This is a genomic window from Micromonospora parastrephiae, assembly GCF_016802865.1.
GTDB classification, from domain to species: domain Bacteria; phylum Actinomycetota; class Actinomycetes; order Mycobacteriales; family Micromonosporaceae; genus Micromonospora; species Micromonospora parastrephiae.
Genome location: NZ_JAEVHM010000144.1, coordinates 1 through 14,123, shown reverse-complemented (window position 1 = coordinate 14,123; position 14,123 = coordinate 1). Strand labels below are relative to the sequence as shown.

General features: G+C 72.8%; 16 protein-coding genes, 2 tRNA genes, 1 other RNA gene and 2 pseudogenes. 9 read left to right on the top strand and 12 right to left on the bottom strand.

Going from position 1 to position 14,123, the window contains the following annotated elements:
• Together JNW91_RS23270 and ffs are read right to left on the bottom strand one after the other, a co-directional pair.
• A partial coding sequence (locus JNW91_RS23270) for a DNA polymerase III subunit gamma and tau (RefSeq protein ID WP_203177565.1) occupies window positions 1-1,428 on the bottom strand: 1,428 nt, incomplete at its 3' end.
• 182 nt (window positions 1,429-1,610) lie between these two features.
• Window positions 1,611-1,700, bottom strand: an RNA gene (ffs, locus tag JNW91_RS23265) — signal recognition particle sRNA small type.
• 82 nt (window positions 1,701-1,782) lie between these two features.
• Here ffs and JNW91_RS23260 point away from each other — a divergent pair.
• The 5 genes from JNW91_RS23260 (at window position 1,783) to JNW91_RS23240 (ending at window position 5,113) form a co-directional block, all read left to right on the top strand.
• Window positions 1,783-1,867, top strand: a tRNA-Ser gene (locus tag JNW91_RS23260).
• Between the two features lie 179 nt (window positions 1,868-2,046).
• The gene (locus JNW91_RS23255; protein ID WP_203177564.1) at window positions 2,047-3,036 is read left to right on the top strand and encodes an aldo/keto reductase; all 990 of its coding nucleotides are present in this window, start codon (window positions 2,047-2,049) and stop codon (window positions 3,034-3,036) included.
• A gap of 137 nt (window positions 3,037-3,173) precedes the next feature.
• Window positions 3,174-3,866 carry an alpha/beta hydrolase gene (locus JNW91_RS23250; protein WP_203177563.1) on the top strand — a complete coding sequence of 231 codons (693 nt, stop codon included), beginning with the start codon at window positions 3,174-3,176 and terminating at the stop codon, window positions 3,864-3,866.
• 105 nt (window positions 3,867-3,971) lie between these two features.
• Entirely contained in the window at window positions 3,972-4,526 is a 555-nt protein-coding gene (locus JNW91_RS23245; protein ID WP_203177562.1) for a hypothetical protein, read from the top strand.
• A 92-nt stretch (window positions 4,527-4,618) separates the two neighbouring features.
• Window positions 4,619-5,113, top strand: a complete 495-nt coding sequence (locus tag JNW91_RS23240) for a hypothetical protein (RefSeq protein WP_203177561.1) — start codon at window positions 4,619-4,621, stop codon at window positions 5,111-5,113.
• Between the two features lie 27 nt (window positions 5,114-5,140).
• Here JNW91_RS23240 and JNW91_RS32610 read toward each other — a convergent pair whose 3' ends face one another.
• Both JNW91_RS32610 and JNW91_RS23230 read right to left on the bottom strand, forming a co-directional pair.
• Window positions 5,141-5,284 (bottom strand): hypothetical protein, encoded by a 144-nt coding sequence (locus JNW91_RS32610; protein ID WP_238425543.1) that lies wholly within the window; start codon window positions 5,282-5,284, stop codon window positions 5,141-5,143.
• Between the two features lie 236 nt (window positions 5,285-5,520).
• Window positions 5,521-5,610, bottom strand: a tRNA-Ser gene (locus JNW91_RS23230).
• Window positions 5,611-5,685: 75 nt separating this feature from the next.
• Here JNW91_RS23230 and deoD point away from each other — a divergent pair.
• The gene (gene deoD, locus JNW91_RS23225) at window positions 5,686-6,393 is read left to right on the top strand and encodes a purine-nucleoside phosphorylase (RefSeq protein WP_074315244.1); all 708 of its coding nucleotides are present in this window, start codon (window positions 5,686-5,688) and stop codon (window positions 6,391-6,393) included.
• A gap of 102 nt (window positions 6,394-6,495) precedes the next feature.
• Here the strand turns inward: deoD and JNW91_RS23220 are convergent.
• The 4 genes and pseudogenes from JNW91_RS23220 to JNW91_RS23205 all read right to left on the bottom strand — a co-directional run bounded on the left by JNW91_RS23220 (window position 6,496) and on the right by JNW91_RS23205 (window position 9,997).
• Window positions 6,496-7,709: pseudogene (locus JNW91_RS23220) on the bottom strand (ABC transporter permease).
• Window positions 7,706-8,392, bottom strand: coding sequence for an ABC transporter ATP-binding protein (locus JNW91_RS23215; protein ID WP_203177567.1), 687 nt, complete (start codon window positions 8,390-8,392; stop codon window positions 7,706-7,708). The pseudogene JNW91_RS23220 and the gene JNW91_RS23215 overlap by 4 nt, the downstream one beginning before the upstream one ends.
• An 8-nt stretch (window positions 8,393-8,400) precedes the next feature.
• Window positions 8,401-9,495, bottom strand: a complete 1,095-nt coding sequence (locus JNW91_RS23210; RefSeq protein WP_309244468.1) for a peptidoglycan-binding protein — start codon at window positions 9,493-9,495, stop codon at window positions 8,401-8,403.
• Window positions 9,485-9,997 carry a hypothetical protein gene (locus tag JNW91_RS23205; RefSeq protein WP_238425542.1) on the bottom strand — a complete coding sequence of 171 codons (513 nt, stop codon included), beginning with the start codon at window positions 9,995-9,997 and terminating at the stop codon, window positions 9,485-9,487. Before JNW91_RS23205 ends, JNW91_RS23210 begins: the two co-directional genes overlap by 11 nt.
• Window positions 9,998-10,141: 144 nt before the next feature.
• Here JNW91_RS23205 and JNW91_RS23200 point away from each other — a divergent pair, with 144 nt between their 5' ends.
• Both JNW91_RS23200 and JNW91_RS23195 read left to right on the top strand, forming a co-directional pair.
• On the top strand, window positions 10,142-10,798 hold the full coding sequence (locus JNW91_RS23200) for a response regulator transcription factor (protein ID WP_203177559.1): 657 nt from the start codon (window positions 10,142-10,144) through the stop codon (window positions 10,796-10,798).
• Entirely contained in the window at window positions 10,795-11,955 is a 1,161-nt protein-coding gene (locus JNW91_RS23195) for a sensor histidine kinase (RefSeq protein WP_203177558.1), read from the top strand. The genes JNW91_RS23200 and JNW91_RS23195 overlap by 4 nt, the downstream gene beginning before the upstream one ends.
• Window positions 11,956-11,967: 12 nt before the next feature.
• Here the strand turns inward: JNW91_RS23195 and JNW91_RS23190 are convergent, their stop codons facing one another.
• From JNW91_RS23190 to JNW91_RS23175, 4 genes are all read right to left on the bottom strand, one after another.
• Window positions 11,968-12,414 (bottom strand): nucleoside deaminase, encoded by a 447-nt coding sequence (locus tag JNW91_RS23190; RefSeq protein ID WP_203177566.1) that lies wholly within the window; start codon window positions 12,412-12,414, stop codon window positions 11,968-11,970.
• Between the two features lie 145 nt (window positions 12,415-12,559).
• On the bottom strand, window positions 12,560-13,087 hold the full coding sequence (locus JNW91_RS23185) for a tRNA adenosine deaminase-associated protein (protein WP_203177557.1): 528 nt from the start codon (window positions 13,085-13,087) through the stop codon (window positions 12,560-12,562).
• A gap of 118 nt (window positions 13,088-13,205) precedes the next feature.
• A complete protein-coding gene (locus JNW91_RS23180) occupies window positions 13,206-13,373 on the bottom strand; it encodes a hypothetical protein (RefSeq protein ID WP_167454701.1) in 168 nt (55 codons plus the stop codon).
• A 111-nt stretch (window positions 13,374-13,484) separates the two neighbouring features.
• Complete coding sequence (locus JNW91_RS23175) at window positions 13,485-13,874, bottom strand: hypothetical protein (RefSeq protein ID WP_203177556.1); 390 nt, start codon at window positions 13,872-13,874, stop codon at window positions 13,485-13,487.
• A gap of 64 nt (window positions 13,875-13,938) precedes the next feature.
• Between JNW91_RS23175 and JNW91_RS32605 the strand changes: the two are divergent.
• A pseudogene (locus JNW91_RS32605) lies at window positions 13,939-14,123 on the top strand (M23 family peptidase); the annotation flags it as partial.

The window sequence follows — 14,123 nt, the reverse complement described above, 5'->3', positions numbered from 1 at the left end:
CGGGGAGACGGGTGCCGGTCCGGCGGTGGTCGCTGACGCACCGGGCGACGCCGGGATCGGCGAGTCTGCGGTCGAGGCGCCGGACGCCGGAGCACCCGAGGTCGGAGCGCTCTGGGCCGCGGAGCTGGTTGGGGACGCCGTCGGGTCGACCTCCCAGGGCGGTGCGGAGGTCGGGGCGTTGACCGGCGTCGGGTTGGCTGCGGCAGCCGGGGTCGGGGTGGCTGGCTGTGGGCGTACCCCTGGGTGGGTGGTCGGCGCGTCGCCGCCCAGGGTGAGCCGGCGTTCCATCCGCTCCAGGCGCTGGAGCAGGCCGCCGGTGGAGTCGTCCGCGCCGGGCAGCAGCATCCGGGCGCAGATCAGCTCCAGCAGCAGCCGGGGCGCGGTGGTGCCGCGCATCTCCACGAGGCCGTCGTGCACGATGTCGGCGCAACGGGAGAGCGTGCCGGGGCCGAGCTGCGAGGCCTGCGCGGCCATCCGTTCGATCTGGTCGGCGGGGCCGTCGATGAGGCCCTTCGCGGCGGCGTCCGGCACCTGCTGGAGCACGATCAGGTCGCGCAGCCGCTCCAGTAGATCCGACGCGAACCGGCGCGGGTCGTGACCGGCCTCGGCCACCCGGTCGACGGTGGCGTACGCGGCGGCGCCGTCCCCGGCGGCCAGCGCATCGCACATCTCGTCGATCAACGCGGTGTCGGTGACGCCGAGCAGAGCGGCGGCCCGCGCATAGCTGACCCCCTCCGGGCCGGCGCCGGCGATGAGCTGGTCGAGCACCGAGAGGCTGTCCCGGGCGCTGCCGCCACCGGCGCGGACCACCAGCGGGAAGACCGCCGGCTCGACGGCGACGCCCTCGGCCTGGGTGAGCTGCTCCAGGTAGGGGCGGAGCACCTTCGGCGGGATCAGCCGGAACGGGTAGTGGTGGGTCCGCGACCTGATCGTGCCGAGGACCTTCTCCGGCTCGGTGGTGGCGAAGATGAACTTGACGTATTCCGGAGGCTCCTCGACGAGCTTGAGCAGGGCGTTGAAGCCCTGCGTCGAGACCATGTGCGCCTCGTCGATGACGTAGATCTTGAAGCGGCTGCTGGCCGGCGCGAAGAACGCGCGCTCCCGCAGCTCGCGGGCGTCGTCGACGCCACCGTGGCTGGCCGCGTCGATCTCGATCACGTCGATGGAGCCGGCGCCGTCGGTGGCCAGCGAGCGGCACGACTCGCAATTGCCGCACGGCTCCGGGGTGGGGCCCTGCTCACAGTTGAGCGAGCGGGCCAGGATCCGGGCGCTGGAGGTCTTGCCGCAGCCCCGTGGGCCGGAGAAGAGGTAGGCGTGGTTGAGCCGCCCGCTGCGCAGCGCCTGCGACAACGGCTCGGTGACGTGTTCCTGCCCGATGACCTCGGCGAAGGTACGCGGCCGGTACTTGCGGTAGAGCGCCAGCGTCACTCGTCCCGCCTCCTCTCGACCGAGCCATTCTGCGCCGGTCGGGCGCGGGTGACCACCCACCCCGCCGGGCACCTCGGGTTGCCGCGCTTGATCGACTCGGCTTCCTGGAAACCGGGGTGTCCGCGTGCCCGGGATGCCCCGACATCACCGATGACGAGTGGATCAACCGGATCCACAGACAAAAAGGCCTCCCGTGCACCCGGCAGAGCTCGCTTATCCTTGCTGCCTTCCGGCCCTGGGGAGGTTCACGAGATACCGCCGCACGGGAGGTGACGCCCAGCCTACCCGACCGCCCGTCGATCTTCAGGGGGTGGTGGGGTGGCTTGGCCGACGGGGGCCTGTATCCTGGCTCGCGGAGGATTCGCCTAGAGGCCTAGGGCGCACGCTTGGAAAGCGTGTTGGGTTAACACCCTCACGAGTTCGAATCTCGTATCCTCCGCTCGCCTGAGCAGCACGAACGACAGGGCCGGCCCCACGGGGACCGGCCCTGAGTCGTCTGCACGGGGACGATCAGCCCAGGACCTGGACGGCTTCCGCGCCCTGCGCCGAGAGCCATGCCTCCAGCTCGGCGCCGCGACGACGGTTGATCATCCGGCGGGCTCGGCCTAGCGTGGCCGGATGCGACGGCGACGTATTGCGGGAACTCCGGTCGAGGTGACGGAACTGGGCTTCGGCGGCGCCGCGATCGGCAACCTCTACCAGGCGGTGGGCGACGACGACGCGGTGGCGGCCGTCGACACGGCGTGGGAGCGCGGCATCCGATTCTTCGACACCGCCCCGTACTACGGGCTGGGGATCTCCGAGCGGCGACTGGGCCGCGCCCTGCGGGGTCGACCCCGGGGCGAGTTCGTGGTCTCGTCGAAGGTCGGCCGCCTCCTGGTGCCCAACGCCCGACCGGCCGGGCGGGGAGTTGACGGTTTCGACGTCCCCGACGACGTACGCCCGGAGCGCGACTACAGCCGCGACGGCGTGCTGCGTTCGATCGAGGCGAGCCTGGAACGTACCGGGCTCGACCGGTTCGACGTCGTGTTCGTGCACGATCCGGACGACCACTGGCCGCAGGCCGCCGACGAGGCCATGCCGGCCCTGGCGGAGTTACGTGACCAGGGTGTCGTCGGGGCCATCGGCGCGGGGATGAACCAGTCGGCGATGCTCACGCGTTTCCTGCGCGAGACGGCGGCGGATGTCGTCATGCTGGCGGGCCGGTACACGCTGCTGGAGCAGGACGCGCTGGACGACGTCCTGCCGGCCGCGGTCGAGCAGGGCAAGAGCGTCATCGCGGTGGGGGTCTTCAACTCCGGGCTGCTGGCCCGCGAGCGTCCCGGCCCGGACGCCAAGTACAACTACGCGGACGCCCCGCCGGACGTGGTGGCGCGCGCCGCGCGGATCGCCGAGGTCTGCGAGCAGCACGGCAGCACACTTCCCGCGGCGGCGATCGCCTTTCCGTTCGCGCATCCGGCGGTGGTCAACGTGACCGTCGGCGTGCGCACTCCGGACGAGGTCATCCGCAACGCCGATCTGCACGCCGGCGCCGTACCGGCCGGGCTGTGGGAACAGCTCCGCGCCGAGGGGCTGCTGCGCGCCGACGCCCCCACGCCCGGCGCCTGAGCCAGGGTCAAGCCCACGCGCCACCCGGGGACCAACGTGGCCAGGACGTCCGCCCGGGCGTGGCCGTCCCCGGGTTTGCTGCGTCTAACGTCGGTGGCGGGCGGGACCGTTGAGGGTCCGCCGGACGGGAGACGGCGATGAGAGTGGTCTTCGTGCACGGGGCCTGCGTCCGCGACGGGGAGTGGTGGTGGTCGCGGGTCGCTGGCGCGTTACGAGCCGACGGGCTGGACAGCGTCGCGGTCCGGCTACCGAGCTGTGGCGAGGTGGCGGATGCCCCGGCTGACTTCGCGGCGGACGTCGCGGAAACCCGACGGGTGTTGCGCGAGGTCGGCCCAGCGGTGCTGGTGGGGCACTCCTACGGCGGGGTGGTCGCGACCGAGGCCGCCGACGCCGGCGACGTCGCTCATCTGGTGTACGTCAGCTCGTTCCTGCCGGACGTCGGGCAGGCCCTGGCTCACCTCGGCCCGGCGGAGCCAGCCCCCTACCTGGACTTCTCCCCGGACGGCACTTTTGGCGTACGACACGAGTCGGTGCGCGAGCTGTTTCTTCAGGACTGCGACGAGCAGGCGGTCGAGGGTGCGGTCGCCCGCCTGACCCGGCAGGACGCTTCGGTGCTGACCGCCCCGGTCCGCCACGCGGGTTGGCGTCACCTGCCGTCGACGGCGGTCGTCTGCGCCGAGGACCGCGCCACGCCACCCGCTCTGCAACGCTCCCAGGCCGCCCGCGCGACCCGGACCGTCGAACTACCCACCGGCCACCACCCGATGCTCTCCCACCCCCACCTGCTCGCCGACACTGTGCGCGCCGTCGTGCCGCCGGGGCGGGTTTGACCCGTCCAGACCCCCGGATGCACCGGTACCGTTCCAGGGGCCGGCGGACCCGCAATCCCGTCGTACACATGTTCTATCCACAGGCTGTGGACGGCGGAGGGTTCGATGGGTTACCAGCTCAGCGCGGTGGTCGCGGACGCGGAGTTGCTCCGCGAGCAGACCGCCGAGCTGGATCACGCGGTCCTCGGCGAGCTTCGCCAGGACTTCGCGTTGCTGCCGGTCACCCCGCAGTTGGTGGTCGAGCTGACCGGGTCGCTGCCGGACTACGCGGTGGACGACCGCAGCGCCGAGCATCCGTTCGGGCTGGTGTTGTCGCCGCCGCTGGTCGGGCTGCTGGCAGGCTGGTCGCGGTCGGGGCCGGTGGCGTACCTGGAGGCGGAGTTCGGCGGCGGCGCCGGCCACCAGTCGGCGGTGGTGTGGCTGGGTGGCGCGCTGTCCTGGGGTCCGCGGTTCGATGAGGTCTTCGACTCGCCGCGCGAACAGTGGCCGATCAACTCGGCGCTGACCCGGCTCGGCGCGGAACCGGGCACGTGGATCGACCCGTTCGCCGAACTGGGGCTGCACCTGGAGCGGAACACCGCGGGCTGGTTGGCGCACGGACGTCGCCGGCTCAGCGCCGACTACTGGGATGAACTGGTCGAGCAGTGGGAAAACCAGTAATCCGACGCCCGGCAGCAACCTGATCGCTCCCGTCCCGTTGGGGACTGGGGGATTCCATGAAATTGCGACAATTTGCGTTCATAGCCACGCTGATGACGGCTGCCTCGATCGCGGGCAGCGGCGTACCGCCAACCGGGCCGAGCCCGGCCGGCCGGCCCGCCGGCAGCGTGGAGACCATCGGCCTGAACGGTCTCAGCAACATCGAGTTCGGTGACACCGAGGACGAGCTGACCCGCCGGGGCGTCCTGCGTACCGGCCTGGACACCTGCGGGCCGATGCTCGCCGGGCACGACACCGTCAGTCCGGTCTTCGTCGAAGACAGACTGGTCCTGCTCTGGGTCGGTGACCCGATGCGGACACCGGAGGGCATCGCGGCGGGCTCACCCCTCGACCAGGTCTGGGCCCGCTATCCGTCGGTCACCCGCCTGCGCGCTCCACAGGGGACGCACCGGCTCGACGGGTTGCTCGCCCGCAGCGGCGACCGCGCGTACCTGTTCCTGCACGACGGGCGCACGGTCCGAAAAACCGTCGCGGGGTACGCCGACTGGGCCCGCCGCCTCTTCGACGAGGGCGTCGGCCCCTGCTGATCGACCCGGTGCCGAGCAACAGTCCACTCAGGCCGGGTCGGTGGCGTGCTCGGGTAGCCGCGCCCCGGACGCGGCGACGAAGCCGGTGAGCGCGATCTCCGCCGCCTGCCGCAGGTCCTCGCGGCTGACACCGGCGGCGGCGTGTATCGCGTGCCCCTCGGTGACGATCATGACGAAGCGGGCCAGCGCGGCCGGGTCGGCATCGGCAGGTAGGTCACCTTCGGCGACCGCGCGACCGAACCGGTCGGCGAGGGCTCGTTCGCCGGCCAGGCGGCTGGCGGCGCGGAGCAGGGCAGGGCAGCTTCATGACCGGTGGCGAGCTGTTCGTCGACGGCGGCGAGCAGCAGCTCTGAGCGAAGAACGCCCGGCCGATCCTCGCGGATCGACCGGGCGTTTTCGCATCTCACTGGCGGTGGCGGCGGGATTTGAACCCGCGGAGGGCGTTAACCCTCACACGCTTTCGAGGCGTGCTCCTTAGGCCACTCGGACACGCCACCGCCGACGAGGGTACAGGACCCCAGGTTCCGACGCCGAACCGGTATCGCTGGAGCCGGCCTGGCAGGATCTTTGCCATGAGTACGCACATCGGCGCGAAGCCGGGCGAGATCGCCGAGCGGGTCCTGATGCCGGGCGACCCGCTGCGGGCCAAGTGGATCGCGGAGACCTACCTCGAGGGCGCCACCTGCTACTCGACGGTTCGGGGCATGCTGGGCTTCACCGGCCGCTGGAACGGTGTCGAGGTTTCCGTCCAGGGGTCCGGCATGGGCATGCCGTCCGCCTCCATCTACGCCCATGAGCTGATCAACGAGTACGGCGTGAAGACGCTGATCCGGGTCGGCTCGTGCGGTGCCCTCAGCACCGACCTGCAACTGCGGGACGTGGTGGCCGCGATCGGCTCGTCCACCGACTCGAACATGAACCGGATGCGCTTCGACGGGCTGATCGACTACGCGCCGGTGGCCGACTTCGGGCTGCTGCGTACGTCGGTCGAGGTGGCCGAGCGGCGCGGCATCACCATGCACGTCGGACCGATCCTGGCGGCGGACGCCTTCTACACGGACCGGCCGGACCTCTACGACACGCTCGCCGACTACGGCGTGCTGGCGGTGGAGATGGAGTCGGCGGCGCTCTACACGATCGCGGCCCGCTTCAAGGCTCGGGCGCTGACCGTGCTGACCGTCAGCGACCACATCAAGACCGGCGAGAAGACCACCTCGGAGGAGCGGGAGCAGACCTTCAGCCAGATGGTCGAGATCGCCCTCGACACGATCATCGCCTGACCCGTCGGGGCGGCAACACCACAACGAGCGTGATGACTGTGTGGCATAAATATGCCGCACAGTCATCACGCTCTTTCGCATCAGCCCGCCCGACCGCCCGAGTCAGACGGCGGTCAGCGCCTCCGTCGGGGAGAGGCGGGCGGCCCGCACCGCGGGGTACAGGCCGGCGAAGCCGCCGATGATCAGCGTGGCGGCCACCCCGCCGAGCATCGCCCAGGCCGGCACCACGGTCGGCCAGCCCTGGGACAGCGCGTACCCCGAGGTGACCAGGATGCCCAGCAGCACCCCGCCGACCCCGCCGAGCGCGGAGAGCAGCAGCGATTCGGCGAGGAACTGGGTGCGCACCTGACCGCGGGTGGCCCCGAGCGAGCGGCGCAGACCGATCTCGGCCCGCCGCTCCAGCACCGAGATCACCATCGTGTTCGCCACGCCGACCCCTCCGACGAGCAGGGCGACCGCGCCCAGGCCCAGCAGCAGCCCGGTGAACGCGGCGTCGGTCGCCTCGGCGGCGGCCAGCGCGTCGGACGGCCGGGACACCTCCACCTCGTTGGGCGCGTCCGGGTTGGCGGTGGCCCCGAGCACCGACCGGACGGCCTCGACCTGCGACTCCTGCGCCCGGGTGTAGACGGTGGTCGGATGGCCGTCGAAGCCCAGGTAGTCGGTCGCCGCCGACCAGCCGACCAACGCCGAGGTGTCCAACTCCGGAGCGAGCGGCGCGGGCGCGAGGACGCCGACCACGGTGAACCACCGCCCACCCAGCCACACCTGCACCTGCGGGTTTGCCGTGCTGATCCCGAGCCGCCGCGCGGCGGTGGCGCCGAGGACGACCGCCGGATAGCGGGCGGTCGCTCGTTGAGCCACGCCCCGCTGGTCAACTCGGCCCCGACCGTGCCGAGCAGGTCCAGCCGGGCCGCCCGGGTGGCGATGCCGCCCGTCTCGGCCGTGGGGATCCGGTCCGAGCGGTAGACCTTGGCGTCGGAGACCTGCCCGGTCGCGGACACCTCGGTCACCGGGCCGATCCGCCCGATCATGGCCACCGACTCCTCGGGCAGCTGCGCGTCCGCACCGAAGAGGGTGTTGCCCGGCTCGACGGTGAGCAGGTTGGTACCGAGCGCGTCGAGCGCCCGGTCCAGCTCGGCCCGGGACGACGAGGAGATGCCGACGACCGCGATCATCGCGGCGATGCCGATCGCGATGCCCAGCGCCGAGAGGAACGCCCGCAGCGGGCGGGTCCGCAGCCCCACCCCGCCGACCCGCAGGACGTCCCCGGGACCCATCCGAGCGGGAACGAGCCGGGTCGTGGTGGTCGTCGTCATCGGCCGACCCCGCCCGGCGCGAGGACCGAGTCGTGCCGCACCGCGCCGTCGCGCATCCGCACCTGCCGGGGCAGACTGTCGGCGATCTCCCGGTCATGCGTGATCACCACGACGGTGGTGCCGGCCCGGTGCAACTCGTGCAGCAGGTCCAGCACCCCGGCACCGGAGGTGGAGTCGAGGTTGCCGGTCGGTTCGTCGGCGAGCAGCACCGCGGGCTCGCCGACCACCGCCCGCGCCACGGCCACCCGCTGACGTTCGCCGCCGGACAACTCGTGCGGCCGGTGCCCGAGTCGGTGGCCCAGGCCAACCCGGACCAACGCGGCCTCCGCGCGTTCGCGCCGCCGCCCGAGGGGTACGCCGGAGTAGAGCAGCCCGTCGGCCACGTTGTCCACGACCGGGACGCCGGGGGCCAGGTGGAACTGCTGGAACACGAAGCCGATCCGGGTGGCCCGCAAGGCGGACAGCTCCCGGTCGGTCAGCTTCGCCGCGTCGTACCCGTCGACGAGCACGCTGCCCGACGACGGCCGGTCCAGGGTGCCGATCAGGTGCAGCATGGTTGACTTGCCCGACCCGGACGGGCCGACGATCGCCACCAGCTCGCCGTAGCCGATCCGCAACGACACGTCATCCAACGCGACGACCCCGCCGGCGTACCGCTTGCTGACCCGGTCGAGCACGATCACGTCGCCGGTCACGCCGGAATCACCACCGTCATGCCCTCGGCGACCCCCGTTCCGGAGACCTCCACCCGACCGTCGGCGAACAACCCGGTGGTCACCGCGACGATCCGGCTGGCGTCGCCGTCGACGACCTCGACGCCGTAGCCACCCTCGGCGAGGGCCAGCAGCGCCGCCACCGGCACGGTGAGCACGTCCCGGCGCTCCGAGGCGGTGAACGTGACGTCGGCGCTGGCCTGGTCGAAACCCGCGAGGGCCTTCGGGTCGGCCACCGCGACGGTCACCTCGATCTTCGTCTCGGCCTCGCCGGACTGCCCGTTGGCACCGGCGGCACCGGCCTGGATGACGGTCTCGACCGTGCTGATCGTGCCGGCGACCGCCCGGCCGTCCGGCAGCTTCACCGTGGCCTTCGCGTTCCGCTTCGCGAGCCGCTGGTCGTCCACGTCCAGCTCGACGGTGACCACCCGGCTGGTGCCGGTGTAGGTGAGCACCGCCTGGCCGGGCTGCGCGAGCGCACCGACGTCGGCCTGGTGGCTCTCCACCCGGACCTCCCCGTCGGCGTAGACGATCCGCCCCTGCTCGACCCGGCCGGTCTCGGCCAGACCGAGGTCCTCCTGCCAGTCGCGGACCGCGTCGGCGGTGGCACCGGTGTACTCGTCGTCGACCGTGAAACCGCCGTAGCCGAGCGCCTTCAGGTTCCGCTCGAACTGCGCGACGTCGGGACCCTCCACCCCGGGGGCGAGCGTCCGGTACGCGGGCAGCCCCCCGTAGAGGAGCACGACTTCCTCGTTGTCGACCAGGTAGAGCGCCCTGCCCCGGCGCACCGTCGACCCGGTCGCCGGCAGCCCGGTGATGGTGCCGCTGAGCTTCGCCGTGGCGGTACGCGTCGCGCCGTACCCCAACTCGCCGTCGGCGGTCTGCGCGTCGGCGAGGGTCTGCCGGGTGATCGCGGCGGTGGCCGCCGGGCCGCTGGCCTCGGCGGCGTCCCGTCGGCGCCGCCGCCGAAGCCCACCGCGGCCACCACGCCGACGGCGGCGACCAGCAGGACGACCCCGCCGACGAGGGCGGCCCGCAGCCGCGAGCGTCGGGTGGCGCCGGTCACCGGCCACCACCGAACTGCGGCGCGAGCTGCCGGCACTTCTCCAGCGCGGCCTTCATGGTCGGGTCGCCGATGTTGAACGCCTTGCCGGCCTGCCCGATCTGGACCCGCCCATCGGCGTCCGGGTCCGGGAAGTCCGGCACCCCGTTCTCCCGCATGCACTTGGCCAGCGCGCGCATCTGCTCGGCCTGCTCCGGGTTGAGCTGCGGCCCCTGCCCACCGTTGGGCAGCTTGTCGCGGCACTTCTCCATGGCCGCCTGGACCTTCTGCTGATCCACGTCCCCGCCGAACCGGAACCCCGGGCGGCCACCCGCCTCCGGGTCCGGCATGTCCACCCCGTTCTCCCGCATGCACCGGGCGAACGCGAGCTGCCGTTCCGAGTCGCTGACCGGTGTGGCGCTCGCCGTGGCACCGGCCTTCGCACCGCCGGCGGTCGCGACCCCGCCGCCGTCGTCGCCCGCCGCGCCGCACCCGGCCAGCGCCAGGGCGAGCAGGGCGGGTATCGCAAGCATCTGTCGTCGCATGGTCTCCGCTTCCGCTTCCGGGTCCGGCGCGGATCGCCGGACGTCGGCACCCAGTGCACGGCAGCGGGCGTATCCCGGGCGTAACCGTGCGCGGTTACGCCGCCGTTACCCCGCGCCGGGGACCATGGACGGGTGAGAGTGCTGGTGGTCGAGGACGAGAACGTGCTGGCGGACGCCATCGCCGAGTGGCTGCGCCGGGAGTCGTTCGCGGTCGACGTGGCGTACGACGGGGACGCCGCGTTGGAGCGACTCGGCGTCAACGAATACGCCGTGGTGGTCCTGGACCGGGACCTGCCGGTGGTGCACGGCGACGACGTGTGCCGGGCGATCGTGGACGCGGGCGGGGACACCCGGGTGTTGATGCTGACCGCCGCGGCGGCGGTCCGGGAGCGGGTGGCAGGGCTGGCGCTCGGCGCGGACGACTACCTGACCAAACCGTTCGCCCTGGTGGAGCTGTCGGCGCGGGTGCACGCGCTGACCCGCCGCAGCCGTCCGGCCGCCCCGCCGACGCTGCGCCGCGCCGGCATCCAGCTCGACCCGGCCCGGCACGAGGTGCGCCGCGACGACCGGCACGTGGCGCTGTCCCGCAAGGAGTTCGCGGTGCTGGCCGAGCTGCTGCGCGCCGACGGCGCGGTGGTGTCCGCCGAGGACCTGCTGGAACGCGCCTGGGACGAGCACATCGACCCCTTCACCAACGTGGTCCGGGTCACCATGATGAAGCTGCGCCGTAAGCTCGGCGACCCGCCGGTGATCGAGACGGTGCCGGGGGCGGGGTACCGGATCCGATGAAACGCCTGACGATCCGCGCCCGGCTCACCCTCATCTACGGAGGGCTCTTCCTGCTGGCCGGGGTGGTGCTGCTCGCCGTCACGTACGTGCTGGTGGATCAGCGGATGCCGCAGCCGTTCGGGGTGAAACTGCGCGACCTGCCGGTGACCGTGACGACACCCAACTCGGGTGGCGGGCAGAACATCGAGACGCTCCGCACCCTGGTCCAGGAGGCGCAGAACGAGGCGAAGCGCAACGCGTTGGAGTCGCTGCTCACCCAGGGCGGTATCGCGTTGATCGTGGTGTCGGCGGTGGCGATCGCGTTCGGTTGGCTGCTCGCCGGGCGGGCGTTGCAGCCGTTGCACCAGGTCACCGACACTGCGCGGCGGATCGCCGGCGCGGACACCGCAGGGCGTGGCCTGCACGAGCGGATCGCGCTGACCGGCCCCCGCGACGAGGTACGCGAACTCGCCGACACGTTCGACGAGATGCTGGAACGGTTGGACCGCTCCTTCGACGGGCAGCGCCGGTTCGTGGCGAACGCGTCGCACGAGCTGCGTACCCCGTTGGCGCTGAACCGCGCCCTGGTGGAGTTGGCGGTGACCCGGCCGGACGCCTCGGCGGAGACCCGCCGGCTGGGCGAGTCGCTGCTGGCGGTCAACGAACGGCACGAGCGGCTCATCGACGGGCTGCTGACCCTCGCCGACTCGGAGAACGAGCTGACCGAGCGTACGCCGGTCGACCTGGCGGAGGTCTGCGCGCACGCGACGGACCAGGCGGGGAAGCAGGCGCCGGACATCCCGGTGCGCCGGTCGCTGACGTCGGCGCCGACCAGCGGCGACCCGGTGCTGCTGGAACGGCTCACGTTCAACCTGGTGGAGAACGCGCTGCGGCACAACCTGCCCGCCGACGGCTGGGTGGAGGTGCGCACCGGCCCGGTCAACGGGCGGCCCACGCTCACGGTGACCAACACCGGCCCGGTGATCCCCGGCTACGACGTCGAGACGATGTTCCAACCGTTCCGCCGGCTGTCGCGGGAGCGCGTCGCCGGCGCGCGGGGCTTCGGGTTGGGGCTGTCCATCGTCCGCGCGGTGGCCCGTGCCCACGGTGGCACCGCCGAGGCGCAGCCCCGACCGGCCGGCGGCCTGGTCGTCACGGTCACCCTGCCGCCGGCCTGAGCGGCGGCCGGCTCAGCGGAAGAACGCCCGCAGGACGGCGGCCGTCTCGGCCTCCAGCACCCCGCCGTAGACCTCGGGCCGGTGGTTGAGCCGGCGGTCCCGCAGCACGTCCCAGAGCGATCCGGCCGCGCCGGTCTTCGGCTCCCACGCGCCGAAGACGACAGTGGAGACCCGGGCCAGCACCAGCGCCCCCGCGCACATGGTGCACGGTTCCAGGGTGACCACGAGGGTGCAGCCGTCCAGCCGCCACCGGCCGGCCCGCTCGGCGGCCCGACGCAGGGCCAGCACCTCGGCGTGAGCGGTGGGGTCGCCGGTCAGCTCCCGCTCGTTGCGCCCGATGGCCAGTTCGGTGCCGTCCGGCCCGTAGAGCACCGCGCCCACCGGCACGTCGTCGACGTCGGTGGCGCCCGCGTCGTCGACGGGCGGGCCGGTGACGGCGATCTCCAGGGCCCGGCGCATCCACAGTTCGTGCCGCTGGCGCCGGCCGATCTCCCCGGGGTCGGCCAGCCCCTCGTGGGCGCCCGGCCCGGCGCGGCCCACCGCGCCAGGAGTCGGCTGCCCCGGCCGGATCAACTCCAGCGACGGGTCGGTGGCGTCGGACGGCTCAGACCTCACGCAGCTCCTCGACCTCGTCGGCGCAGCCGAGCACCTCGCAGATCTCGGCGGTGACGTCCGCCGGGAGCATCCCCTCGTGCGTGCACAGGGTCAGCAGCTTCTGCGCGGAAATCCCCAGGTTGGCCAGCAGATCGGCGTCGCCCACCGGGTCGGCCTCCGGGTCGACGACGGGTTGTTCGCTCTCGTCGTCGCCGCTGGCCGCCGGGCGGGGCTCCTCGTCGCCGTCGAGCCCGGTGACCGAGGTCTTCAGGTCGCCGACCAGCAGCGAACCCAGCCGGGACTCCTCGGCGAACGCCGAGTCCGACCCGAACACCCGCAGGTCCTCGCCCTCGTCGAGGCGCAGGATCACCAGGTACGCGTCGTCCGCCTCGACGAAGAGCAGCGACACGTCGGCTTCCAGATCGACGTCGCGCAGTCGGTCGGCGACCTCGTCGATGTCGGTGGCGCCGCGCAGGCTGACCTCGGCGGCGGTCCAGCCACTGTCGTCGCGCACCACGGCCGCAGCGAAGTACGACACGGTCCCCCCAATAGCCCCTCGGCACAGCGCCGACTCGTTACGCGTGCACGTTAGCCGGTCGGATCGGCAGGCGACCGGTCAACGCCCCGACAGGCCGGTCATTCCTGACAAAGTCGGATCAGCCGGCTACCCGACGGCGGGTGGCGATGAGCTGGCGCAGACGCTCGGTGCGCTGTCGCTGCGGCCGGCTGCGCTGGCGTACCGCCCGGGCTCCCGCCAGCTCGGCGAGCAACTGCAGGCGGCGGCGGCTGCGATCCGGGTCCTGCCGCGGGGTGGTCCAGGCCATAGTGCCGAGCGTGCCGAGTCTCGGCGGCCACGTCAAGACGGCGTTCGCTACGCAGCCAACCGGGCACACCGCGCAGTCAACTGCGGCCGTTGCGGGAGCTGTCCGACACGTTCACCACAGCGGCCAGTCACCGCTGGTGGCCCAGCGGACCGCCACCACGGCCGCAGCGATGCTCCAAGCACCGGCGGTGACGATGGCGACGCCGGTGGCCACCCCCCGGTCGCCGTACCGGACCAGCACCAGCGCGGTGATCCAGGCCAGCAGGCCGGCGATCACCGTCCACCACGCGTAGCTGGGCACGTCGGTGCCGAGCAGGCCGAACAGCAGCAGCCAACCGGCCGCCGCGCCCCCTCCGGCGGCTACACCACCGCCGGTGACCGGGTGCGGTTCGCGGTAGGTGGGTCGGGTCGGCGGCCCGGCCGGGAAGAGCCCCGACGGGGCACGCGGCACCGGGCGGGCTGCGCCGGGATCCGGGACGGGGTCGGGTCGGGCGATGGTCACCGTCGCTGCCCTCCGTTACGCGCGCCGTTCGTGCCCACGGTACCGGCTCTGCCAGGATGACCGGATGCCCTCGCCGACGATCGGTCGCCGCGCGCGTCCGGCGTACCCCATCCTGCTGTTGCTCGCCCCGGTGCTTGCCGCCGGCTGCGCGACCACCCGGCCGGGGGTGCCGCCGGAGGGCGCCGCGCCGACGCCGCCGGCGATCTGGTCGACCGGCGAGCAGCCGGCGGCGCCGTCGGCCACACCGAC

Coding starts and splice junctions, on each gene's coding strand:
- JNW91_RS23255 (WP_203177564.1), top strand. CDS start 2,047: ATGCGACGGCGACGTATTGCGGGAACTCCGGTCGAGGTGACGGAACTG.
- JNW91_RS23250 (WP_203177563.1), top strand. CDS start 3,174: ATGAGAGTGGTCTTCGTGCACGGGGCCTGCGTCCGCGACGGGGAGTGG.
- JNW91_RS23245 (WP_203177562.1), top strand. CDS start 3,972: ATGGGTTACCAGCTCAGCGCGGTGGTCGCGGACGCGGAGTTGCTCCGC.
- JNW91_RS23240 (WP_203177561.1), top strand. CDS start 4,619: ATGACGGCTGCCTCGATCGCGGGCAGCGGCGTACCGCCAACCGGGCCG.
- JNW91_RS32610 (WP_238425543.1), bottom strand. CDS start 5,284: ATGATCGTCACCGAGGGGCACGCGATACACGCCGCCGCCGGTGTCAGC.
- deoD (WP_074315244.1), top strand. CDS start 5,686: ATGAGTACGCACATCGGCGCGAAGCCGGGCGAGATCGCCGAGCGGGTC.
- JNW91_RS23205 (WP_238425542.1), bottom strand. CDS start 9,997: ATGCTTGCGATACCCGCCCTGCTCGCCCTGGCGCTGGCCGGGTGCGGC.
- JNW91_RS23195 (WP_203177558.1), top strand. CDS start 10,795: ATGAAACGCCTGACGATCCGCGCCCGGCTCACCCTCATCTACGGAGGG.
- JNW91_RS23190 (WP_203177566.1), bottom strand. CDS start 12,414: ATGCGCCGGGCCCTGGAGATCGCCGTCACCGGCCCGCCCGTCGACGAC.
- JNW91_RS23180 (WP_167454701.1), bottom strand. CDS start 13,373: ATGGCCTGGACCACCCCGCGGCAGGACCCGGATCGCAGCCGCCGCCGC.